Here is a 16,072-nt window from a genome sequence, read left to right on the forward strand (position 1 = left end):
GAGCACTCCGCACCCCATGCAACAATGGTCTAGACAACCGTCAGAGAACTTGAAGGGCAACACCATGGCTGAGCGCCGCGTAAAGGTCGGTTGGGCCGAGGGTCTGCACGCCCGCCCCGCCTCCATCTTCGTCCGTGCCACCACGGCTTCCGGCGTCCCGGTGACGATCGCGAAGGCCGACAGCAATCCGGTCAACGCCGCGTCGATGCTCGCGGTCCTCGGCCTGGGCGCGGAAGGCGGCGAGGAGATCGTCCTCGCATCCGATGCCGACGGAGCCGACGCCGCCCTCGACCGGCTGGCGAAGCTGGTCGCCGACGGTCTCGACGAACTCCCCGAGACCGTCTGACGCGGCCCGCGCCGCATTCGGCACACCAGAGCCGCAGCCCCGGATCGATCCGGGGCTGCGGCTCTGCTTTTCCCGTCCCCCGGAGCGGGAAGTCACATAAAAGGGCAGCGGCGAATACAAGGGCAGCGGCGAAAAACCCGCGCGAAATACACAACGAATGCGTTTCCTTTGTATACGGCACGCCTGTTAATTCAGCCCGCTCGCAATGTTTACAACGTGTTGCGAAGTCCTCACGGGTGCCTGCTTCCGCAGCCGGTGCGCCGCCGCGGCCCGATCGGCGTGCTGCGCGGTCAGGACGCGGGCACGCTCGGCGTCGCCGCGTGCCACCGCGTCCACGATGGCGCCGTGCTCCGCCCACGACTCGCCGGGGTGCACGGGCTGCTCGACGGTGTACATCCAGGCGATCTTCTGCCGGAGCTGGGTGAGCAGTGTGGTCAGCGCCGCACTTCCGGACGCCTGCACGAGTGTCTCGTGGAACCAGCTGCCGAGTGAGCGCAGATCCTCGCCCTGGCCGCGGCGCACTCGCTCCTGCCCGAGCCTCACCAGGCCCCGCAGCACCTTGAGATGGGCCTCGGTACGCCGCTGGGCCGCCCGGGCGGCCCCCATGGGCTCCAGGAGCATCCGCATCTCCAGCAGGTCGGCGGCCTCCCGCTCGGTCGGCTCCGCGACACAGGCTCCGGCGTGGCGCCGGGTGACGACGAAACCCTCGGACTCCAGGGTCCGCAGCGCCTCGCGCACCGGGACGCGGGAGACTCCGTAGCGACGTGCGAGCGGCTCCTCGGTCAGCCGGCCGCCCCGTTCCAGGACGCCCGCGATAATGTCGTCGCGAATTGCCGTGCACACCGAATGCGCGGGAATACGCATGCCCGAACCTCCGCCTTCATCCCCGCGGAACGCGGTCGACCGACGCCTGTTCGGTGACTCTATGACAGAGCATGTTAATTTCCGACGGCGTCCGGTAAACCATGGATATCTTTTGGCCACCGGACAGCCTGCCGTGACGCCCGTAAGGCCCCGGCGCGGAGCGCCGGGGCCTTACGGGAACGCAGGTGGTGCGGGGACCTCGGTCAGACGTTGACGCCGTGCGAGCGCAGATATGCGACCGGGTCGATGTCGGAGCCGTAGTCGGGGGTCGTCCTGGCCTCGAAGTGGAGGTGCGGACCCGTGGCGTTGCCGGTGGCGCCGGAGAGGCCGATCTGCCCGCCGGATGTGACGGACTGGCCGACCGAGACACCGATGGACGAGAGATGCCCGTACTGCGTGTAGCTGCCGTCGTTCATCTTGATGACGATGTTGTTGCCGTACGCGCCGCCCCAGCCGGCTTCGACCACGGTGCCCGCGCCGACGGCGTGGACCGGGGTGCCGCTCGCCGCGTGGAAGTCGATGCCGGTATGGCTGCCGGAGGACCAGAGGCTTCCGCCGGTCTTGTAGCCGGTCGAGACGTAGGAGTCGGCTACCGGGGCCACAAAGGCGTTCAGCCGTTTGCGGGCCGCGTCGCGGGCCGCACGTCGCTTGGCCTCGCGCTCCTTCTTGGCCTTCGCCTCGGCCTTTTCCCTCGCCTCGGCCTTCGCCCTGGCAGCCGCCTTCGCCTTCGCCTCGGCCTTCGCCCTGGCGGCGGCCGCATCGGCCTCGTGCTGCTGAGCGGTGGCCTGGGCCTCGATCCTGTCGGCGACGGTGTCTCCGACGAGAATGGTCCGGACGAGGCGGCTGTCCTGCGCGGTGGACACCGTGGCCTCGTCGGCCATGGCCGGAGAGGCGAGAGTGCCGATGACGCCCGCCGTGGCGAGGGTCGCCACACCCGCGGCGGTCGCGGTCCTGCTGATCGGACGTTTCGGGGCGCGGTGCTTACCGGTAGGGCGGGTGAACGCCATGAAGGGGCTGATCCTTTCCTTCCCTCTCGCCTACCGGGTTAGCTGACGGGTTCGGAGCAGGAAGGTCTCCTACGGGCCCGCTCCGCACGGAGAGGCCCGATTCACCCCAGGGACTGCATGGGTCCCCGGCTCCCCAGGCTCGCGCCTGACGGGGACTCGGCGATCGCTGTCCGGCGCCGCGGTTGCGGCCTGGGCATGTGACGAACAGCGAAAGCGACCGTAAGCGGTCGGTTCCGGCTGCGCCTAAAAAACCTGCGTCTTTGTCGCACATGCCACAGGACAGACACGGAAGTTCGGCACCAATCGGACACATTGCGGGGCTCCGGTTGCCTGTTGGCCTCCGGAGCCCCGCTCGTCACACCCGTTGCGATCACATCGGTGCGGACGCCGCGTCGCGCTCACGTCCGCCGCCGGCGGATCTCTCAGCCCGCGACGACCTTCACCTCGCCGATCCCGAGCCCCTCGACGGCTTCCCTGATCTGTCCGGCGTCACCGACGAGCACCGTCACCAGACGGTCTGCGGGGAAGGCGTTGACGACCGCCGCGGTCGCCTCGACCGTGCCCGTTTCGGCGAGCCGGGCGTACAGGTGCGCCTGGAAGTCGTCCGGGAGCTGCTGCTCGACCTGGTCGGCAAGGGTGCCGGCGACCGCCGCGGCCGTCTCGTACTTCAGCGGGGCCACACCCACCAGATTCTGTACGGCGACATCGCGCTCGGCGTCGGTCAGCCCCTCCGCGGCCAGCGTTCGCAGCACCTTCCACAGGTCGCCGAGGGCCGGGCCCGTCGACTCTGTGTCCACCGAACCACTGATGGCCAGCATGGCCGCGCCGGTCCCGTCCTGCGCCGAGCGGAGCACCTGCCCGAAGGCGCGCACACCGTACGTGTAGCCCTTCTCCTCCCGCAGCACCCGGTCAAGACGTGATGTGAGGGTGCCGCCCAGGCAGTAGGTGCCAAGCACCTGGGCCGGCCAGACGCGGTCGTGCCGGTCGGCGCCGATCCGGCCGATCAGCAACTGGGTCTGTACCGCGCCGGGCCGGTCCACGATGATCACCCGGCCGGTGTCGTCCGCGACGATCGGCGGTACCGGCCCGGGCGTTGCCTTGCCGCCCTGCCAGTCGCCGATGGTCTCGGCGAGCACGGCGTCCAGGTCGGTTCCCCTGAGGTCGCCGACCACCACGGCCGTTGCCGCCGCGGGGCGGATGTGCGCCTCGTAGAAGGCGCGCACGGCGGCCGCGTCGATACGCGCCACCGACTCCTCCGTCCCCTGGCGGGGGCGCGACATCCGCGATGCGGCCGGGAAGAGCTGCTTGGAGAGCTCTTTGGCCGCCCGGCGGGACGGGTTGGCCTGCTCGTGCGGGATCTCGTCGAGCCGGTTGCCCACCAGCCGCTCGACCTCGCTCTCGGCGAACGCCGGCGCGCGCAGCGCTGCGGCGAGCAGACCGAGCGCCTTGGGCAGCCGGGAGACCGGGACCTCGAGGGAGACCCTGACCCCCGGATGGTCGGCGTATGCGTCGAGGGTGGCGCCGCAGCGCTCCAGCTCGGCGGCGAACTCCTCGGCCGTGTGCTTGTCGGTGCCTTCCGAGAAGGCACGCGCCATGATCGTTGCGACACCGTCGAGTCCGTCGGGCTCAACGTCCAGCGAAAAGCCGAGGATGATCTCCACGGCCACGATCTGCTGTCCGGGGCGGTCGCAGCGCAACACGGTCAGCCCGTTGGGCAGGGTGGAGCGCTCCGGGGCCGGGAAGGCCCACGGAGTAGCCTCTCCCGGCTGGGGCTGTGGCTGGAAGGTCATGCTCACGGCTGGGGCGTCGGTCACTTGTCCGCCTCGTCGGTCTCGTCGGTCGCGCTGATCTCTTCGGGTTCATCGGCGGTGACGGGCTCGTACACCAGCACGGCTCTGTTGTCGGGACGCAGCCGCGCCTTCGCGACCTCCTGCACCTCTGCCGCACTGATGTCCAGCACCCGCTGGACGGCGGTCAGTGCGAGCTGCGGGTCGCCGAACAGCACGGCGAACCTGCACAGTTCGTCGGCGCGGCCGGCGACCGTACCGAGGCGGTCCAGCCATTCGCGCTCCAGCTGTGCCTGTGCGCGTTCCATCTCCTCGGCCGTCGGGCCGTCGGCGGCGAACCGGGCCAGCTCCTCGTCGACGGCGGCCTCGATCTGCGGTACCTCGACGCCGCCCGAGGTCTTGACGTCCAGCCAGCCGAGTGAGGGCGCCCCGGCCAGCCGAAGCAGGCCGAAGCCCGCGGCGACGGCCGTACGGTCCCTGCGCACCAGGCGGTTGTGCAGGAGCGAGGACTCGCCGCCGCCCAGGATCGTCAGCGCGATGTCGGCGGCGTCACAGTCACGGGTGCCGTCCTGCGGAAGCCGGTAGGCGGCCATCAGCGCGCGCGACGGTACTTCCTCATGGATCTCTTCGCGCAGCTCGGAGCCGATGACCCCGGGAAGCGACCCGTCCCTCGGCGGCTGCTTTCCGTCGTGCGAGGGAATGGTGCCGAAGTACTTCTCGACCCAGGCGAGCGTCTGCTCCGGGTCGATGTCCCCGACCACCGAGAGGACCGCGTTGTTGGGCGCGTAGTACGTACGGAAGAAGGCGCGGGCGTCCTCCAGCGTCGCCGCGTCCAGATCGGCCATCGAACCGATCGGCGTGTGGTGGTAGGGATGGCCCTCCGGATAGGAGAGGGCGGTCAGCCGCTCGAACGCTGTGCCGTAGGGCACATTGTCGTAGCGCTGGCGGCGCTCGTTCTTGACGACGTCCCGCTGGTTCTCCATGGACTCGTCGTCGAGTGCGGCGAGCAGTGAGCCCATCCGGTCCGCCTCCAGCCAGAGCGCGAGCTCCAGCTGGTGGGCGGGCATCGTCTCGAAGTAGTTGGTGCGCTCGAAACTGGTGGTGCCGTTGAGCGAGCCGCCTGCCCCCTGCACCAGCTCGAAGTGGCCGTTGCCCTTGACCTGGCCCGATCCCTGGAACATCAGGTGCTCGAAAAGGTGAGCAAGTCCGGTACGCCCCTTGACCTCATGGCGTGAACCGACGTCGTACCAGAGGCAGACCGCGGCGACCGGGGTCAGGTGATCCTCGGAGAGCACCACCCGCAGGCCGTTGGCCAGCCGGTGCTCTGTCGCTGTCAGGCCGCCGGAACCGGCCTCGGCTGTGGCCGTGTGACCCATGGGCATGTACGTCCCTTCGATCGCGTGTGTTGACCGCGTTGAATGCAGTGCTGCCACTGTATGCAAGCGCACTCATACCTGGCGAAGTTCCCGGGTCGCGGTCGGGGTTGTCAGTGGGACAGTCCACAATGGGCGGCGTCACTACCAGACCAGGCACGTGAAGGAGCCGCAGCAGCGATGGCCCGCCGCAGCACGAAGACCCCGCCGCCGGAGGACTTCGAGGAGAAGATCCTCGACATCGACGTGGTCGATGAAATGCAGGGCTCCTTCCTCGAGTACGCGTACTCGGTGATCTACTCACGGGCCCTGCCGGACGCCCGTGACGGTATGAAGCCCGTACACCGGCGCATCCTTTTCCAGATGAACGAGATGGGGCTGCGCCCCGACCGCAGCTATGTGAAGTGCGCCCGGGTCGTCGGCGAGGTCATGGGCAAGCTCCACCCCCATGGCGACGCCTCGATCTACGACGCCCTGGTGCGGCTGTCGCAGCCCTTCTCGATGCGGCTCCCGCTGGTCGACGGACACGGCAACTTCGGCTCTCTCGGCAATGACGACCCGCCCGCCGCCATGCGGTACACCGAGTGCCGGATGGCCGACGCGACCTCGCTGATGACGGAGTCGATCGACGAGAACACCGTCGATTTCGAGCCGAACTACGACGGCCAGGAGCGGGAGCCCGTGGTGCTCCCCGCCGCCTACCCGAACCTGCTGGTCAACGGCTCGTCCGGGATCGCGGTCGGGATGGCGACGAATATGCCGCCGCACAACCTGGGTGAGGTCATCGCCGCCGCCCGGCACCTGATCAAGCACCCGGGCGCGGATCTCGACACGCTGATGCGTTTCGTGCCCGGGCCCGATCTGCCGACCGGCGGCCGGATCGTCGGCCTCGACGGGATCAAGGACGCCTACGAGAAGGGCCGCGGCACCTTCAAGATCCGCGCCACGGCCACCATCGAGGACGTCACCCCGCGGCGCAAGGGAATCGTCGTCACCGAACTGCCCTTCGCGGTCGGTCCCGAGAAGGTCCGCGCCAAGATCAAGGATCTGGTGGGTTCGAAGAAGCTGCAGGGCATCGCCGACCTGAAGGACCTCACCGACCGCTCGCACGGACTGCGCCTGGTCATCGAGATCAAGAACGGCTTCGTGCCGGAGGCGGTGCTCGAACAGCTCTACAAGCTCACCCCGATGGAGGAATCCTTCGGCATCAACAACGTCGCACTGGTTGACGGGCAGCCGCTGACCCTCGGGCTCAAGGAGCTCCTCGAGGTCTATCTCGACCACCGTTTCTCGGTTGTCAGGCGTCGGAGCGAGTTCCGCAGGACCAAGCGCCAGGACCGGCTGCATCTGGTACTCGGCCTGCTGGTGGCACTGCTCGACATCGACGAGGTCATCCGGCTCATCCGTTCCAGCGACAACTCGGCGCAGGCCAAGGAGCGGCTGATCTCGCACTTCTCGCTCAGCGAGACGCAGACCCAGTACATCCTGGACACCCCGCTGCGCCGGCTCACCAAGTTCGACAAGATCGAGCTGGAGAGCGAGCGCGACCGGCTCAACAGCGAGATCGAAGAGCTGACGAAGATCCTGGAATCGGACGCGGAGCTGCGCAAGCTGGTCTCCGCCGAACTCGCGGCGGTGGCGAAGAAGTTCTCCACCGACCGGCGCACGGTCCTCCTGGAGTCGGCGGGACAGCCGGTCGCGGCGGCATCGCTGGAGGTCGCGGACGACCCGTGCCGGGTACTGATGTCGTCGACAGGGCTGCTCGCCCGTACGGCCGGCGGGGACCCGCTGAGCACCGAAGGCCAGAAGCGCACCAAGCACGATGTGGTGATCTCCGCCGTCCCGGCGACGGCACGCGGTGACATCGGCGTGGTCACATCGGGCGGGCGGCTGCTGCGGCTCGCGGTGATCGATCTTCCTCAGCTCCCGGACACGGCTGCCGCGCCGAATCTGGCGGGCGGGGCGCAGATCTCCGAGTTCATCTCCCTCGCGGACGACGAGTCGGTGGTCTGTCTCACCACGCTCGACGAGTCATCGCCCGGACTTGCCATCGGCACCGAACAGGGCATCGTCAAGCGAGTGGTGCCCGACTACCCGGCGAACAAGGACGAGTTGGAGGTCATCGGCCTCAGGGACGGTGACCGGATCGTCGGCGCGGCAGAGCTGCGGACCGGCGACGAGGATCTGGTCTTCATCACGGACGACGCTCAGCTGCTGCGCTATCCCGCGGGACAGGTACGCCCGCAGGGCCGGCCGGCCGGCGGGATGACCGGCATCAAACTGGCGGCCGGCGCCAAGGTGATCTCGTTCTCCGCGGTGGACCCGGCGGCGGACGCCATGGTCTTCACGGTCGCCGGGTCGCACGGCACGCTGGACGACTCGGTGCGGACCGCGAAGCTGACACCGTTCGACCAGTATCCGCGCAAGGGAAGAGCGACCGGCGGGGTCCGCTGCCAGCGCTTCCTGAAGGGCGAGGACCTGCTGGTGCTGGCCTGGGCGGGCGAGACACCGGCTCGGGCCGCCGCGGTCAACGGCACCCCGGCCCAGCTGCCTGAGCCCGACCCGCGACGGGACGGCTCGGGCATCCCGCTGACGTCACCGGTCGCCGCGCTCGCCGGGCCCGGCTGGGTCTGACACCCTGCCGGCACGGCGGATCCCGGTCGTGGGATCACGCGGTTGCGGGAGGGATGAACTGACGGGCCGTCACGTACTGGCGGAGGCGTCACTGCGCATCGCCTCGACCGGGCCGGCCCACCGGTGTGGACGCGGCGGCAGCTGAGTCACAGTCCGAGCCGGCCCCGGGAAGGGATTCCGGGCCGGCTCGGCTCCGGGCGGCCCGGCAGGCCACCGGGCCGGGTGCGCGCCGCCACGGCGTCACGGCTCCCGCCGCAGTCCGGCGCACCGCCCGGGCCCGGGGGCCGGGCGCCCGCGCCCCCCGAAGCATCCGGACCGGGCCGGCGGTCTCGGTTCCGCGACAGCTCCCAGCCGGTTTCCGGATCGCGCCTCAGACGGGATCCTCATCGGAGAGGCCCGCCACATACCGCAGGACACCCCACAGCGACTCGGGCGGGGCTTCCGGTCTGGGCTCCAGGCAGTCGTCGAGCCGTTTGCGCAGCGCATCGGAGTCGATACCGGAGCCGATGAGGACGAGCTGGGTGAGCGGCTTACCGTCGTGGGACCGGTCGGCCGGCTGGAAGCGCAGGAAGTTCCCCACTGCGTGCAGGGCGTATTTCTCCCGATGGCCCTCGACCGCGAAGTGCACGAACCCCTTGATCCGGTACAGGCCGTCGGGCCTGTCATCGAGGAACTCCATGAACCGGCGGGGGTTCATCGGTTCCGGAGAGACGAAACCGACGCTCTGGTAGTCGGCGTGCAGATGCCGACCGTGACCGGTTCGGTGCCCGTCCCCTTCGGCTTCGTCCGCTGCTCGCACATCGTCGAAGGACAGCTGTCCGATGCGTTCACCCGCGGGCTTGCGGTCGATCAGCAGTTCCGGGTCCACCTGACCATGGACCGCGCTGACCACCGGGACTCCCCCGGCGCTCTCCGCGATCACCGCCTGAATCCGGCCGCGCGCTCCGTCACCGGCCCGGTCGGCCTTGTTGAGCACCACCAGGTCGGCCATGGCCAGATGGCGGTCGATCTGCGGGTGGCGGGCGCGAGTCGCCTCGAATTCCGCCGCGTCGACGACCTGGACGAGACCCCCGTAGACGATGTGCGGATTCTCGCTCGCCAGAATCATCCGGATGAGTTCCTGCGGCTCGGCGAGACCACTCGCCTCGATGACGATGACATCGATGCGCAGATCAGGACGGGACAGCCGGCCCAGGTAGTCGTCCAGTTCACTGGTGTCGACGGCGCAGCACAGACATCCGTTGCCGAGGGACACCATCGAATCGACCTGCCCGGCCACCGTCATCGCATCGATCTCGATGGAGCCGAAGTCATTGACCACCACGCCGATACGGGTGCCCCGGCTCTGCCGCAGCAGATGGTTCAGCAGGGTGGTCTTACCGGAACCGAGGAATCCGGCGAGGACGACGACGGGCACGGGTTTCCTCGGCACGGGGGGCATGCGCCCGATCATAGGAGGCGGCCGGGGCTCCCGGTCAGCTCGGGCCGATGCCGGGCACCGGCTGCGGCGGGGGCGGCCCCACATAACGCGCGGCCGGCCTGATGATCTTTGAGTCGGCCGCCTGCTCCAGGATGTTGGCACTCCAGCCGACGGCCCGTGCGACGCAGAACGTAGGGGTGAACATCTCGCGCGGCAGTCCGCACAGCTCCATGACGACGCCGGCGTAGAACTCCACGTTCGTGTGCAGTTCGCGGCCGGGTTTCAGTTCGGCGAGTATCGCCTCCACCTGTTCCTCGACCTGTACGGCGAAGTCGGCCAGCGGGCCTCCGAACCGCTGGGCGATGCCGCGCAGCATCCGGGAACGCGGATCCTCGGTGCGGTAGACGGGATGCCCGAATCCCATGATCCGTTCCCCGGCGAGCACCCTGTCCCGGATCCAGGGGCCGATGCGGTCCGGCGTGCCGATGGCGTCCAGGGTGTCCAGCGCCCGGCTGGGCGCTCCGCCGTGCAACGGCCCGGACAGCGCTCCGACCGCACCCACCAGGCAGGCGGCCACATCGGCGCCGGTGGAGGCGACGACCCGTGCGGTGAAGGTCGAGGCATTGAATCCGTGGTCCACGGTGGAGATCAGATACTGCTCGACGGCGCGGACCTGCGCCGGGTCCGGCTCCGAACCGGTCAGCATGTAGAGGTAGTTGGCCGCATGGGGCAGATCGTCCCGGGGCTCGACCGGAGCGAGTCCACGTCCGATCCGGTGCAGTGCGGTGAGCAGGGTCGGGACGGTCGCACAAGCGGCGAGGGTGTCGTCGGCGCGCCTGTCGGCACCGATGTCGTACACCGGACGGAAGCCGGCCGACGCGCCGAGCAGGGAGAGCGCGGTGCGCAGACCCGCCAGCGGCCCCGAACCCGCACGGGCGATCAGCGGCAGCGCCTCGCTCACATCGGACGGCAGACCGCGCAGGGCGGTGGTGCGCGCGGTGAAGGACGCCCGCTGGATGGCATCCGGCAGCTCCCCGTAGATCATCAGGTGCCAGACGTCCTCGAAGGTCCGGGACTGCGCGAGGTCGATCGCTGAGTACTGGCGGTAGTGGTAGAAGCCCTCAAGGCCTCGGACGTCACCCAGTTCGGTGTCCGTGACGACGACGCCCGCAAGTCCTCGCGGAGCGGTGATGGTGGACATGTCTTCCTTCCGGGACGTAATCGTATTCATTGATTTGACTGTCCATCCTTGACTGCAATCCTGTCAATGTTGATTGAATCAATATTGATACGGTGACCCCATGACGGATCAGCCGGGGGATCGATCAATGGAGGCGGCGGGTCGCCGGCTGACCACCAGAGAGGCGGCGGACCTGCTCGGCGTGAAGCCGGAGACGGTGTACGCATACGTCAGCCGCGGTCAGCTCGGCAGCCGCCGGGCGCCAGGTGGCCGGGGCAGTACGTTCGATCCGGCCGAGGTCGAAGCGCTCGCCCGGCGCGGTGCCAGGAGGGAGCAGCAGCCCACCGGTGCCGAGTTCGCCTTCCGCACCGCCATCACCCTGATCGACACCGACCGCTACTACTTCCGCGGGGTGGACGCCACCGCCCTTGCCCGTGGCTACGGGTATGAGGAGGTGGTCGAGTGGCTGTGGACCGGGACGCTGCGGCCGGGGACCGTGTTCACGGCACCGGAGGTGGCGCTGGACGCGGGGCGCCGGGCCGCGGGGGCTCTGCCCGCGCACAGCACCGCGATGGACCGGCTGCGGGCCGCGGCCGTCGCCGCGTCGGCCGTCGACCCGCTGCGCTTCGACCTGGCACCGGAGGCTGTTCTCGGCACCGCGCGCAGCCTCATCCCCACCCTGGTGGGGGCGTTGCCGACGGCCGTACCTGACCAGGACGGCGCCCCGCTCGCCCACCGGCTCTGGCCCCGCCTCACCGGTCGGGACTCCGACCCGGCGTCACTTCGGGTGCTGGACGCGGCCCTTGTGCTGCTCATCGACCACGACCTGGCGGCCTCGACGCTGGCTGCCCGGGTGGCCGCGTCGGCCCGTGCGCATCCGTACGCTGTCGTCTCCGCCGGACTCGGCGCCCTCGAGGGGCCCCTGCACGGAGCGGCGAGCGGTCTCGCCCACCGGATGCTGGCCGACGTCCTGGACCGCGGCAGCGCCGCGCCGGTCGTCGCGGACCATCTGCGGACCGGTCGCCGGGTTCCCGGGCTCGGACACCGGCTGTACCGGGGGGAGGATCCGCGGGCCACTTCCCTGTTCGCGATGCTGGCGGACGTACCGCAGGCCGGACCCGCCCTGGACGCGGCCCGCGATGTGGTGGCGACCACGGCCCGTCACACCGAACTGCACGCCAACGTCGATCTGGCACTCGCCGTGCTGTCGGTCACTTCGGGGATGCCCGCCGAGGCGGGTGAGACGCTGTTCGCCGTGTCCAGAACGGCGGGCTGGATCGCGCACGCTCTCGAGGAGTACGCGGAGCGTCCGCTCCGGATGCGCCCCAGCGGCCAGTACAGAGGTCCGCGCCCGCCGCAGCCCCTGCCGTGAACGCGGTGGCGCGGACGGGGGTGTGGAACGGCAGTTCCGGTCCCTGGAGGCCCCCGCCCGCGGGAGGCCGGGCCGTCGCGCGGGCGAGGGCGGTCAGTGAGGCGCGATCAGGACGCGTACGCCTCGAACTCGCCGAGCCGCACGGCGGCCGGCCCGTGTCGGCCGTACCGGTGACCCCCAGCAGGCGGACGTCCGTCCCCGCGGGCAGAGTGATGTCGGCCGAGTTGCCGGTTGCCGGTTGCCGGTTGCCGGTTGCCCGATCGAAGCGGTAGCTCTTCGATCCGACCAGCGGTGCAGGCGACCCCGTTGACGCTGCCCAGCACCGTGAAGGTCTGGTCGCGTGCCGACCGGCCGGCGGGAGTTTCAGGGTGATCCGGCAGAGGTCCTGCAACCTCCCTGCGGGTGGGGGGATGCGCTGCGGACAGCGGGACGGCGGGACCGCCGTCGCGGTCACGCACGCCCTCCGGTGAGCTTCGGTGTGTGGGTGGGGCCTCCAGAGGTGGGGGAAGCGGGTCGGTGGCCCGGCGGCGGGGTCAGGCCCGCAGCCAGGCCGCCGTGTCCTGCGGGAGGCGACCGTCGACGTCCAGCGGACCGCTGGTCAGCAGGGTGAGCGAGTGGGCGGGGAGCTCGGCGGGCTCCGCGGCCAGGTTCACCACACAGATCAGGCCCTCGGACCGGGCGAAGGCCAGGACACCGCTCGCCACCGGAAGCCAGCTGAGCGCGGAACCGGTGAAGCCGGCCTCATGCCTGCGCAGGTCCAGGGCCGTGCGGTACAGCGACAGCATCGACGACGGATCGACTTCCTGGATGTCGGCCGCGTAAGCCGCCCAGTCCTCGGGCTGCGGCAGCCAGGGCTCGGCGGCGGGCACCTCGGCGGTCCAGGGCAGCGGCACCCGGCAGCCGTCCCGGCCCGGATCCCTGCCGCCGGAGCGGAAGTGCATCGGGTCCTGGATACGGTCGAGCGGAATCTCGACCTCCGGGAGCCCCAGCTCCTCCCCCTGGTACAGGTAGACGGATCCCGGCAGGGCGAGGGAGAGCAGCGCTGCAGCGCGGGCTCTGCGGGTGCCGAGCTCCAGGTCGGTGGGGGTGCCGAAGGTCTTGGCCGCGAAATCGAACCCGGTGTCCTCGCGGCCGTAGCGAGTGACGGTGCGCGTCACATCGTGGTTGCACAGGACCCAGGTGGCCGGAGCCCCCACCGGCGCGTGCTCCGCGAGTGTCTCCTCGACGGCCTGGCGCAGCCGGGTGGCATCCCACGGACACGAGAGGAAGTTGAAGTTGAAGGCGGTGTGCAGCTCGTCGGGCCGCAGATAGCGGGCGAAGCGCTCGGAGTCCGGCAGCCAGACCTCGCCGACGAAGGCGCCGCCGTATTCGTCCGCCACAGCGCGCCAGGAGCGGTACACGTCGTGGATCTCGTCCTGGTCGATATAGGGATGCGGGTCACGGCCCTCGACGAAATCGGGCAGCCCGTCCGCCTTGGTGAGCAGCGCCGCCGAGTCGATCCGCACCCCTGCCACGCCGCGTTCGAACCAGAAGCGCAGAACATCCTCGTGCTCCCTGCGCACCACCGGATGGGCCCAGTTGAGGTCGGGCTGCTCGGGTGCGAAGAGATGGAGGTACCACTCGCCGTCCTCTACACGGGTCCAGGTGGACCCCGCGAACTGGGACGGCCAGTCGTTGGGGGCGAGTTCACCGTTCTCACCACGGCCCGGTCTGAAGTGGAAGAGTTCGCGCTCCGGGCTCCCCGGGCCGGCCGCGAGCGCTGCCCTGAACCATGCGTGCTGGTCCGACACATGGTTGGGCACGATGTCGACGATGGTACGGATGCCCAGCTCACGCGCCTCGGCGATGAGTTTCTCGGCCTCGCCGAGAGTGCCGAAGGCGGGGTCGATGACCCGGTAGTCGGCGACGTCGTACCCGCCGTCGGCGAGCGGCGAGAGATACCACGGGGTGAACCAGAGTGCGTCGACGCCGAGTTCGGCGAGGTAGGGCAGTCTGCTGCGCACTCCTGCCAGATCTCCGGTGCCGTCACCGTCCCCGTCGGCGAAACTGCGCACGTACACCTCGTAGATGGCGGCTGATCGCCACCAGTCACCAGTGGCCTCGGACGGGAGGTTGTCTGCCACGTGACGGTCCTTTCGGGCAGGTGGGACTCCGCCGCCGGCCCCGGACAGCGGGGCGCCACAAGGAGGACCGGCGGCGGAGTGCTCAGAGGGGATGTGGTCCGAAGGCGGTGGTCAGCCCTTCAGGCTGCCCGCGGTCAGGCCGCTCATGATGTTGCGCTGGAAGATCAGGAAGATGATCAGTGTCGGTGCCGAGGCCATGGCGAGTGCCGCGACGAGCCAGTTCTCCGGCACGCCCTGGGCCAGGGAGTAGATTCCGACGTTGAGGGTCTGCTTATTCGGGTCGGGCAGCGTGAGCATCGGCCAGAGAAAGTCCTTCCAGACGCCGACGATCGCGAAGATCGAGACAACGCCCAGAATGGGCCGGGAGATCGGCAGCACCACCGAACGCAGGGTCCGCAGGGGCGACGCCCCGTCGATGGAAGCGGCGTCCAGGAGTTCACGCGGGATGGAGTCGAAGAAGCGCTTCAGCAGAAAGATGTTGAACGCATTGGTGACCGAGGGAAGCCAGATCACCCAGGGCGAGTTGAGCAGATTGCGCTGGAAGACCGGCAGGTCGAGCACGGTGAGGTACTGCGGAACGACGAGCACCGTCGCCGGGATCATGAGCGTGGCCAGCATCATGCCGAGGATGACCTTGCCGAATACCGGCCTCAGTTTGGACAGCGAATACGCCGCGGCGACATCGAGGACCAACTGGAAAGCCAGCGCCCCGAAGGCGTAGTAGAGCGTGTTGAGAAGCAGCTTGGACAGCTGCATCACGTTCCACGCATGGGAGTAGTTCTCCGGATGGAAGCTTCTGGGAACCGTGGTGGGCGGGGACTCGGCGAACTCCTGGGCCGTCTTCAGACCTCCGGTCACCATCCAGTACAGGGGACCCAGGAAGACCAGCGTGAACAGCAGCACCACCAGGGTGAGGACACCCCAGTAGACAGCCTTGCCGCGAGGGCGGCCCAACTGTGCCGGTGAGATCAGAGTGCGCTCTGCCATCGTCGTACTCCTAGCTCTCGCTGTCGCGGCTGAGTCGGACGTACGCCGCCGAGAAACCGGCGAGCAGCACGAGCAGGACCAGACCGAGTGCGGCGGCGCCACCGTAGTTGTTGAAATTGAAGGCGTATTGGTAGATGAGATAGACGACCGTCGTCGTGGACCCCTCGGGGCCCGCGCCGTTGGTCAGCAGGAAGGGCTCCGTGAACACCTGCATCGTCGCGATGATCTGCATCAGCAGGAGCAGCGAGAGGATCAGCCGGGTCTGCGGGATCGTCACATGCCAGATCTTGCGCAGGAGCCCGGCTCCGTCCAGCTCGGCCGCTTCGTACAGCTCTCCCGGTATGCCCTGCAGCGCGGCCAGATAGATCAGGGTCGCACCGCCCATGTTCATCCAGGTGGCGGCGATCACCACGGAGAGCATCGCGGTACTGGTGGACTGCAGCCACTGCTGTTCGGGCAGATGCAGAAAGTGCAGGACGCCGTTGAAGAGCCCGTAGCCCGGGTCGTAGAAGTACTTGAAGAGCAGCACCGAAGCGACCGGCGGAAGCATCACGGGCAGATACACCAACAGGCGCAAGTACCCCTGCGCATGCCGGAATTCGTTGATCACGATCGCGATGACGAACGGGACGAGAAAGCCGAGCAGCAACGCCAGGGCGGTGAAGAGCAGCGTGTTGCGCCATGCCTGCCAGAAGGCCGGGTCGTGGAACACGTAGTCCAGGTTGTCCAGGCCGACCCAGGTGGTCTTTCCCCCTTCGGTCTTCTGGAAGGCCAGGAGGAACTCCCTGACCATCGGGTACCACGAGAAGAAGGCGAAGCAGAGCACGGCGCCGATCAGGAAACTGTGCGCCGAGAGGTTGCGCCGCACGCTGCGGACGAACGCCTCGCGCCGCGCTTCCGGCGGCGGGCCGTGGTGCGGCGGCTGCACCGGCTTGTCGCTCGTGGACAGGGTGGGGGCCGACATGGTCTCTCTCCTTGG

General features: G+C 69.1%; 12 protein-coding genes and 1 riboswitch. Of the genes, 3 read left to right on the forward strand and 9 right to left on the reverse strand.

Translation table 11 applies throughout. From position 1 onward, the window contains the following. Positions 1–64 precede the first annotated feature (64 nt). Positions 65–346 (forward strand): HPr family phosphocarrier protein, encoded by a 282-nt coding sequence (locus OHS16_RS06695; protein WP_328536252.1) that lies wholly within the window; start codon positions 65–67, stop codon positions 344–346. A 186-nt stretch (positions 347–532) separates the two neighbouring features. On the opposite strand, the gene OHS16_RS06700 is transcribed toward OHS16_RS06695, so the two are convergent. The 4 genes from OHS16_RS06700 to OHS16_RS06715 form a co-directional block, all read right to left on the reverse strand. After that, the gene (locus OHS16_RS06700; RefSeq protein WP_328536253.1) at positions 533–1,210 is read right to left on the reverse strand and encodes a GntR family transcriptional regulator; all 678 of its coding nucleotides are present in this window, start codon (positions 1,208–1,210) and stop codon (positions 533–535) included. Between the two features lie 203 nt (positions 1,211–1,413). Then, on the reverse strand, positions 1,414–2,217 hold the full coding sequence (locus tag OHS16_RS06705; protein ID WP_328536254.1) for a M23 family metallopeptidase: 804 nt from the start codon (positions 2,215–2,217) through the stop codon (positions 1,414–1,416). A gap of 12 nt (positions 2,218–2,229) precedes the next feature. Further along, positions 2,230–2,389, reverse strand: a riboswitch (cyclic di-AMP (ydaO/yuaA leader). 250 nt (positions 2,390–2,639) lie between these two features. Continuing rightward, positions 2,640–4,007, reverse strand: a complete 1,368-nt coding sequence (locus OHS16_RS06710) for a M16 family metallopeptidase (protein WP_328540739.1) — start codon at positions 4,005–4,007, stop codon at positions 2,640–2,642. Between the two features lie 20 nt (positions 4,008–4,027). Then, complete coding sequence (locus OHS16_RS06715) at positions 4,028–5,386, reverse strand: M16 family metallopeptidase (protein ID WP_328536255.1); 1,359 nt, start codon at positions 5,384–5,386, stop codon at positions 4,028–4,030. Positions 5,387–5,557: 171 nt separating this feature from the next. Between OHS16_RS06715 and OHS16_RS06720 the strand changes: the two genes are divergently transcribed. Next, positions 5,558–8,011 (forward strand): DNA gyrase/topoisomerase IV subunit A, encoded by a 2,454-nt coding sequence (locus tag OHS16_RS06720; RefSeq protein ID WP_328536256.1) that lies wholly within the window; start codon positions 5,558–5,560, stop codon positions 8,009–8,011. Positions 8,012–8,381: 370 nt separating this feature from the next. Here OHS16_RS06720 and OHS16_RS06725 read toward each other — a convergent pair whose 3' ends face one another. Together OHS16_RS06725 and OHS16_RS06730 are read right to left on the reverse strand one after the other, a co-directional pair. Continuing rightward, positions 8,382–9,452 (reverse strand): CobW family GTP-binding protein, encoded by a 1,071-nt coding sequence (locus tag OHS16_RS06725; RefSeq protein ID WP_328536257.1) that lies wholly within the window; start codon positions 9,450–9,452, stop codon positions 8,382–8,384. A gap of 34 nt (positions 9,453–9,486) precedes the next feature. Next, positions 9,487–10,632 carry a citrate synthase/methylcitrate synthase gene (locus OHS16_RS06730; protein WP_328536258.1) on the reverse strand — a complete coding sequence of 382 codons (1,146 nt, stop codon included), beginning with the start codon at positions 10,630–10,632 and terminating at the stop codon, positions 9,487–9,489. Between the two features lie 100 nt (positions 10,633–10,732). On the opposite strand from OHS16_RS06730, the gene OHS16_RS06735 reads away from it, so the two are divergent. Next, the gene (locus tag OHS16_RS06735) at positions 10,733–11,983 is read left to right on the forward strand and encodes a citrate synthase (protein WP_328536259.1); all 1,251 of its coding nucleotides are present in this window, start codon (positions 10,733–10,735) and stop codon (positions 11,981–11,983) included. Between the two features lie 533 nt (positions 11,984–12,516). Here the strand turns inward: OHS16_RS06735 and OHS16_RS06740 are convergent. From OHS16_RS06740 to OHS16_RS06750, 3 genes are all read right to left on the reverse strand, one after another. Next, a complete protein-coding gene (locus OHS16_RS06740) occupies positions 12,517–14,106 on the reverse strand; it encodes a glycoside hydrolase family 13 protein (protein ID WP_328536260.1) in 1,590 nt (529 codons plus the stop codon). A 111-nt stretch (positions 14,107–14,217) separates the two neighbouring features. Beyond that, complete coding sequence (locus OHS16_RS06745; RefSeq protein ID WP_328536261.1) at positions 14,218–15,093, reverse strand: carbohydrate ABC transporter permease; 876 nt, start codon at positions 15,091–15,093, stop codon at positions 14,218–14,220. Between the two features lie 10 nt (positions 15,094–15,103). Continuing rightward, the gene (locus OHS16_RS06750; protein WP_328536262.1) at positions 15,104–16,057 is read right to left on the reverse strand and encodes a carbohydrate ABC transporter permease; all 954 of its coding nucleotides are present in this window, start codon (positions 16,055–16,057) and stop codon (positions 15,104–15,106) included. Between the last annotated feature and the right edge of the window lie 15 nt (positions 16,058–16,072).

Source organism: Streptomyces sp. NBC_00344 (assembly GCF_036088315.1).
Lineage (GTDB): Bacteria > Actinomycetota > Actinomycetes > Streptomycetales > Streptomycetaceae > Streptomyces.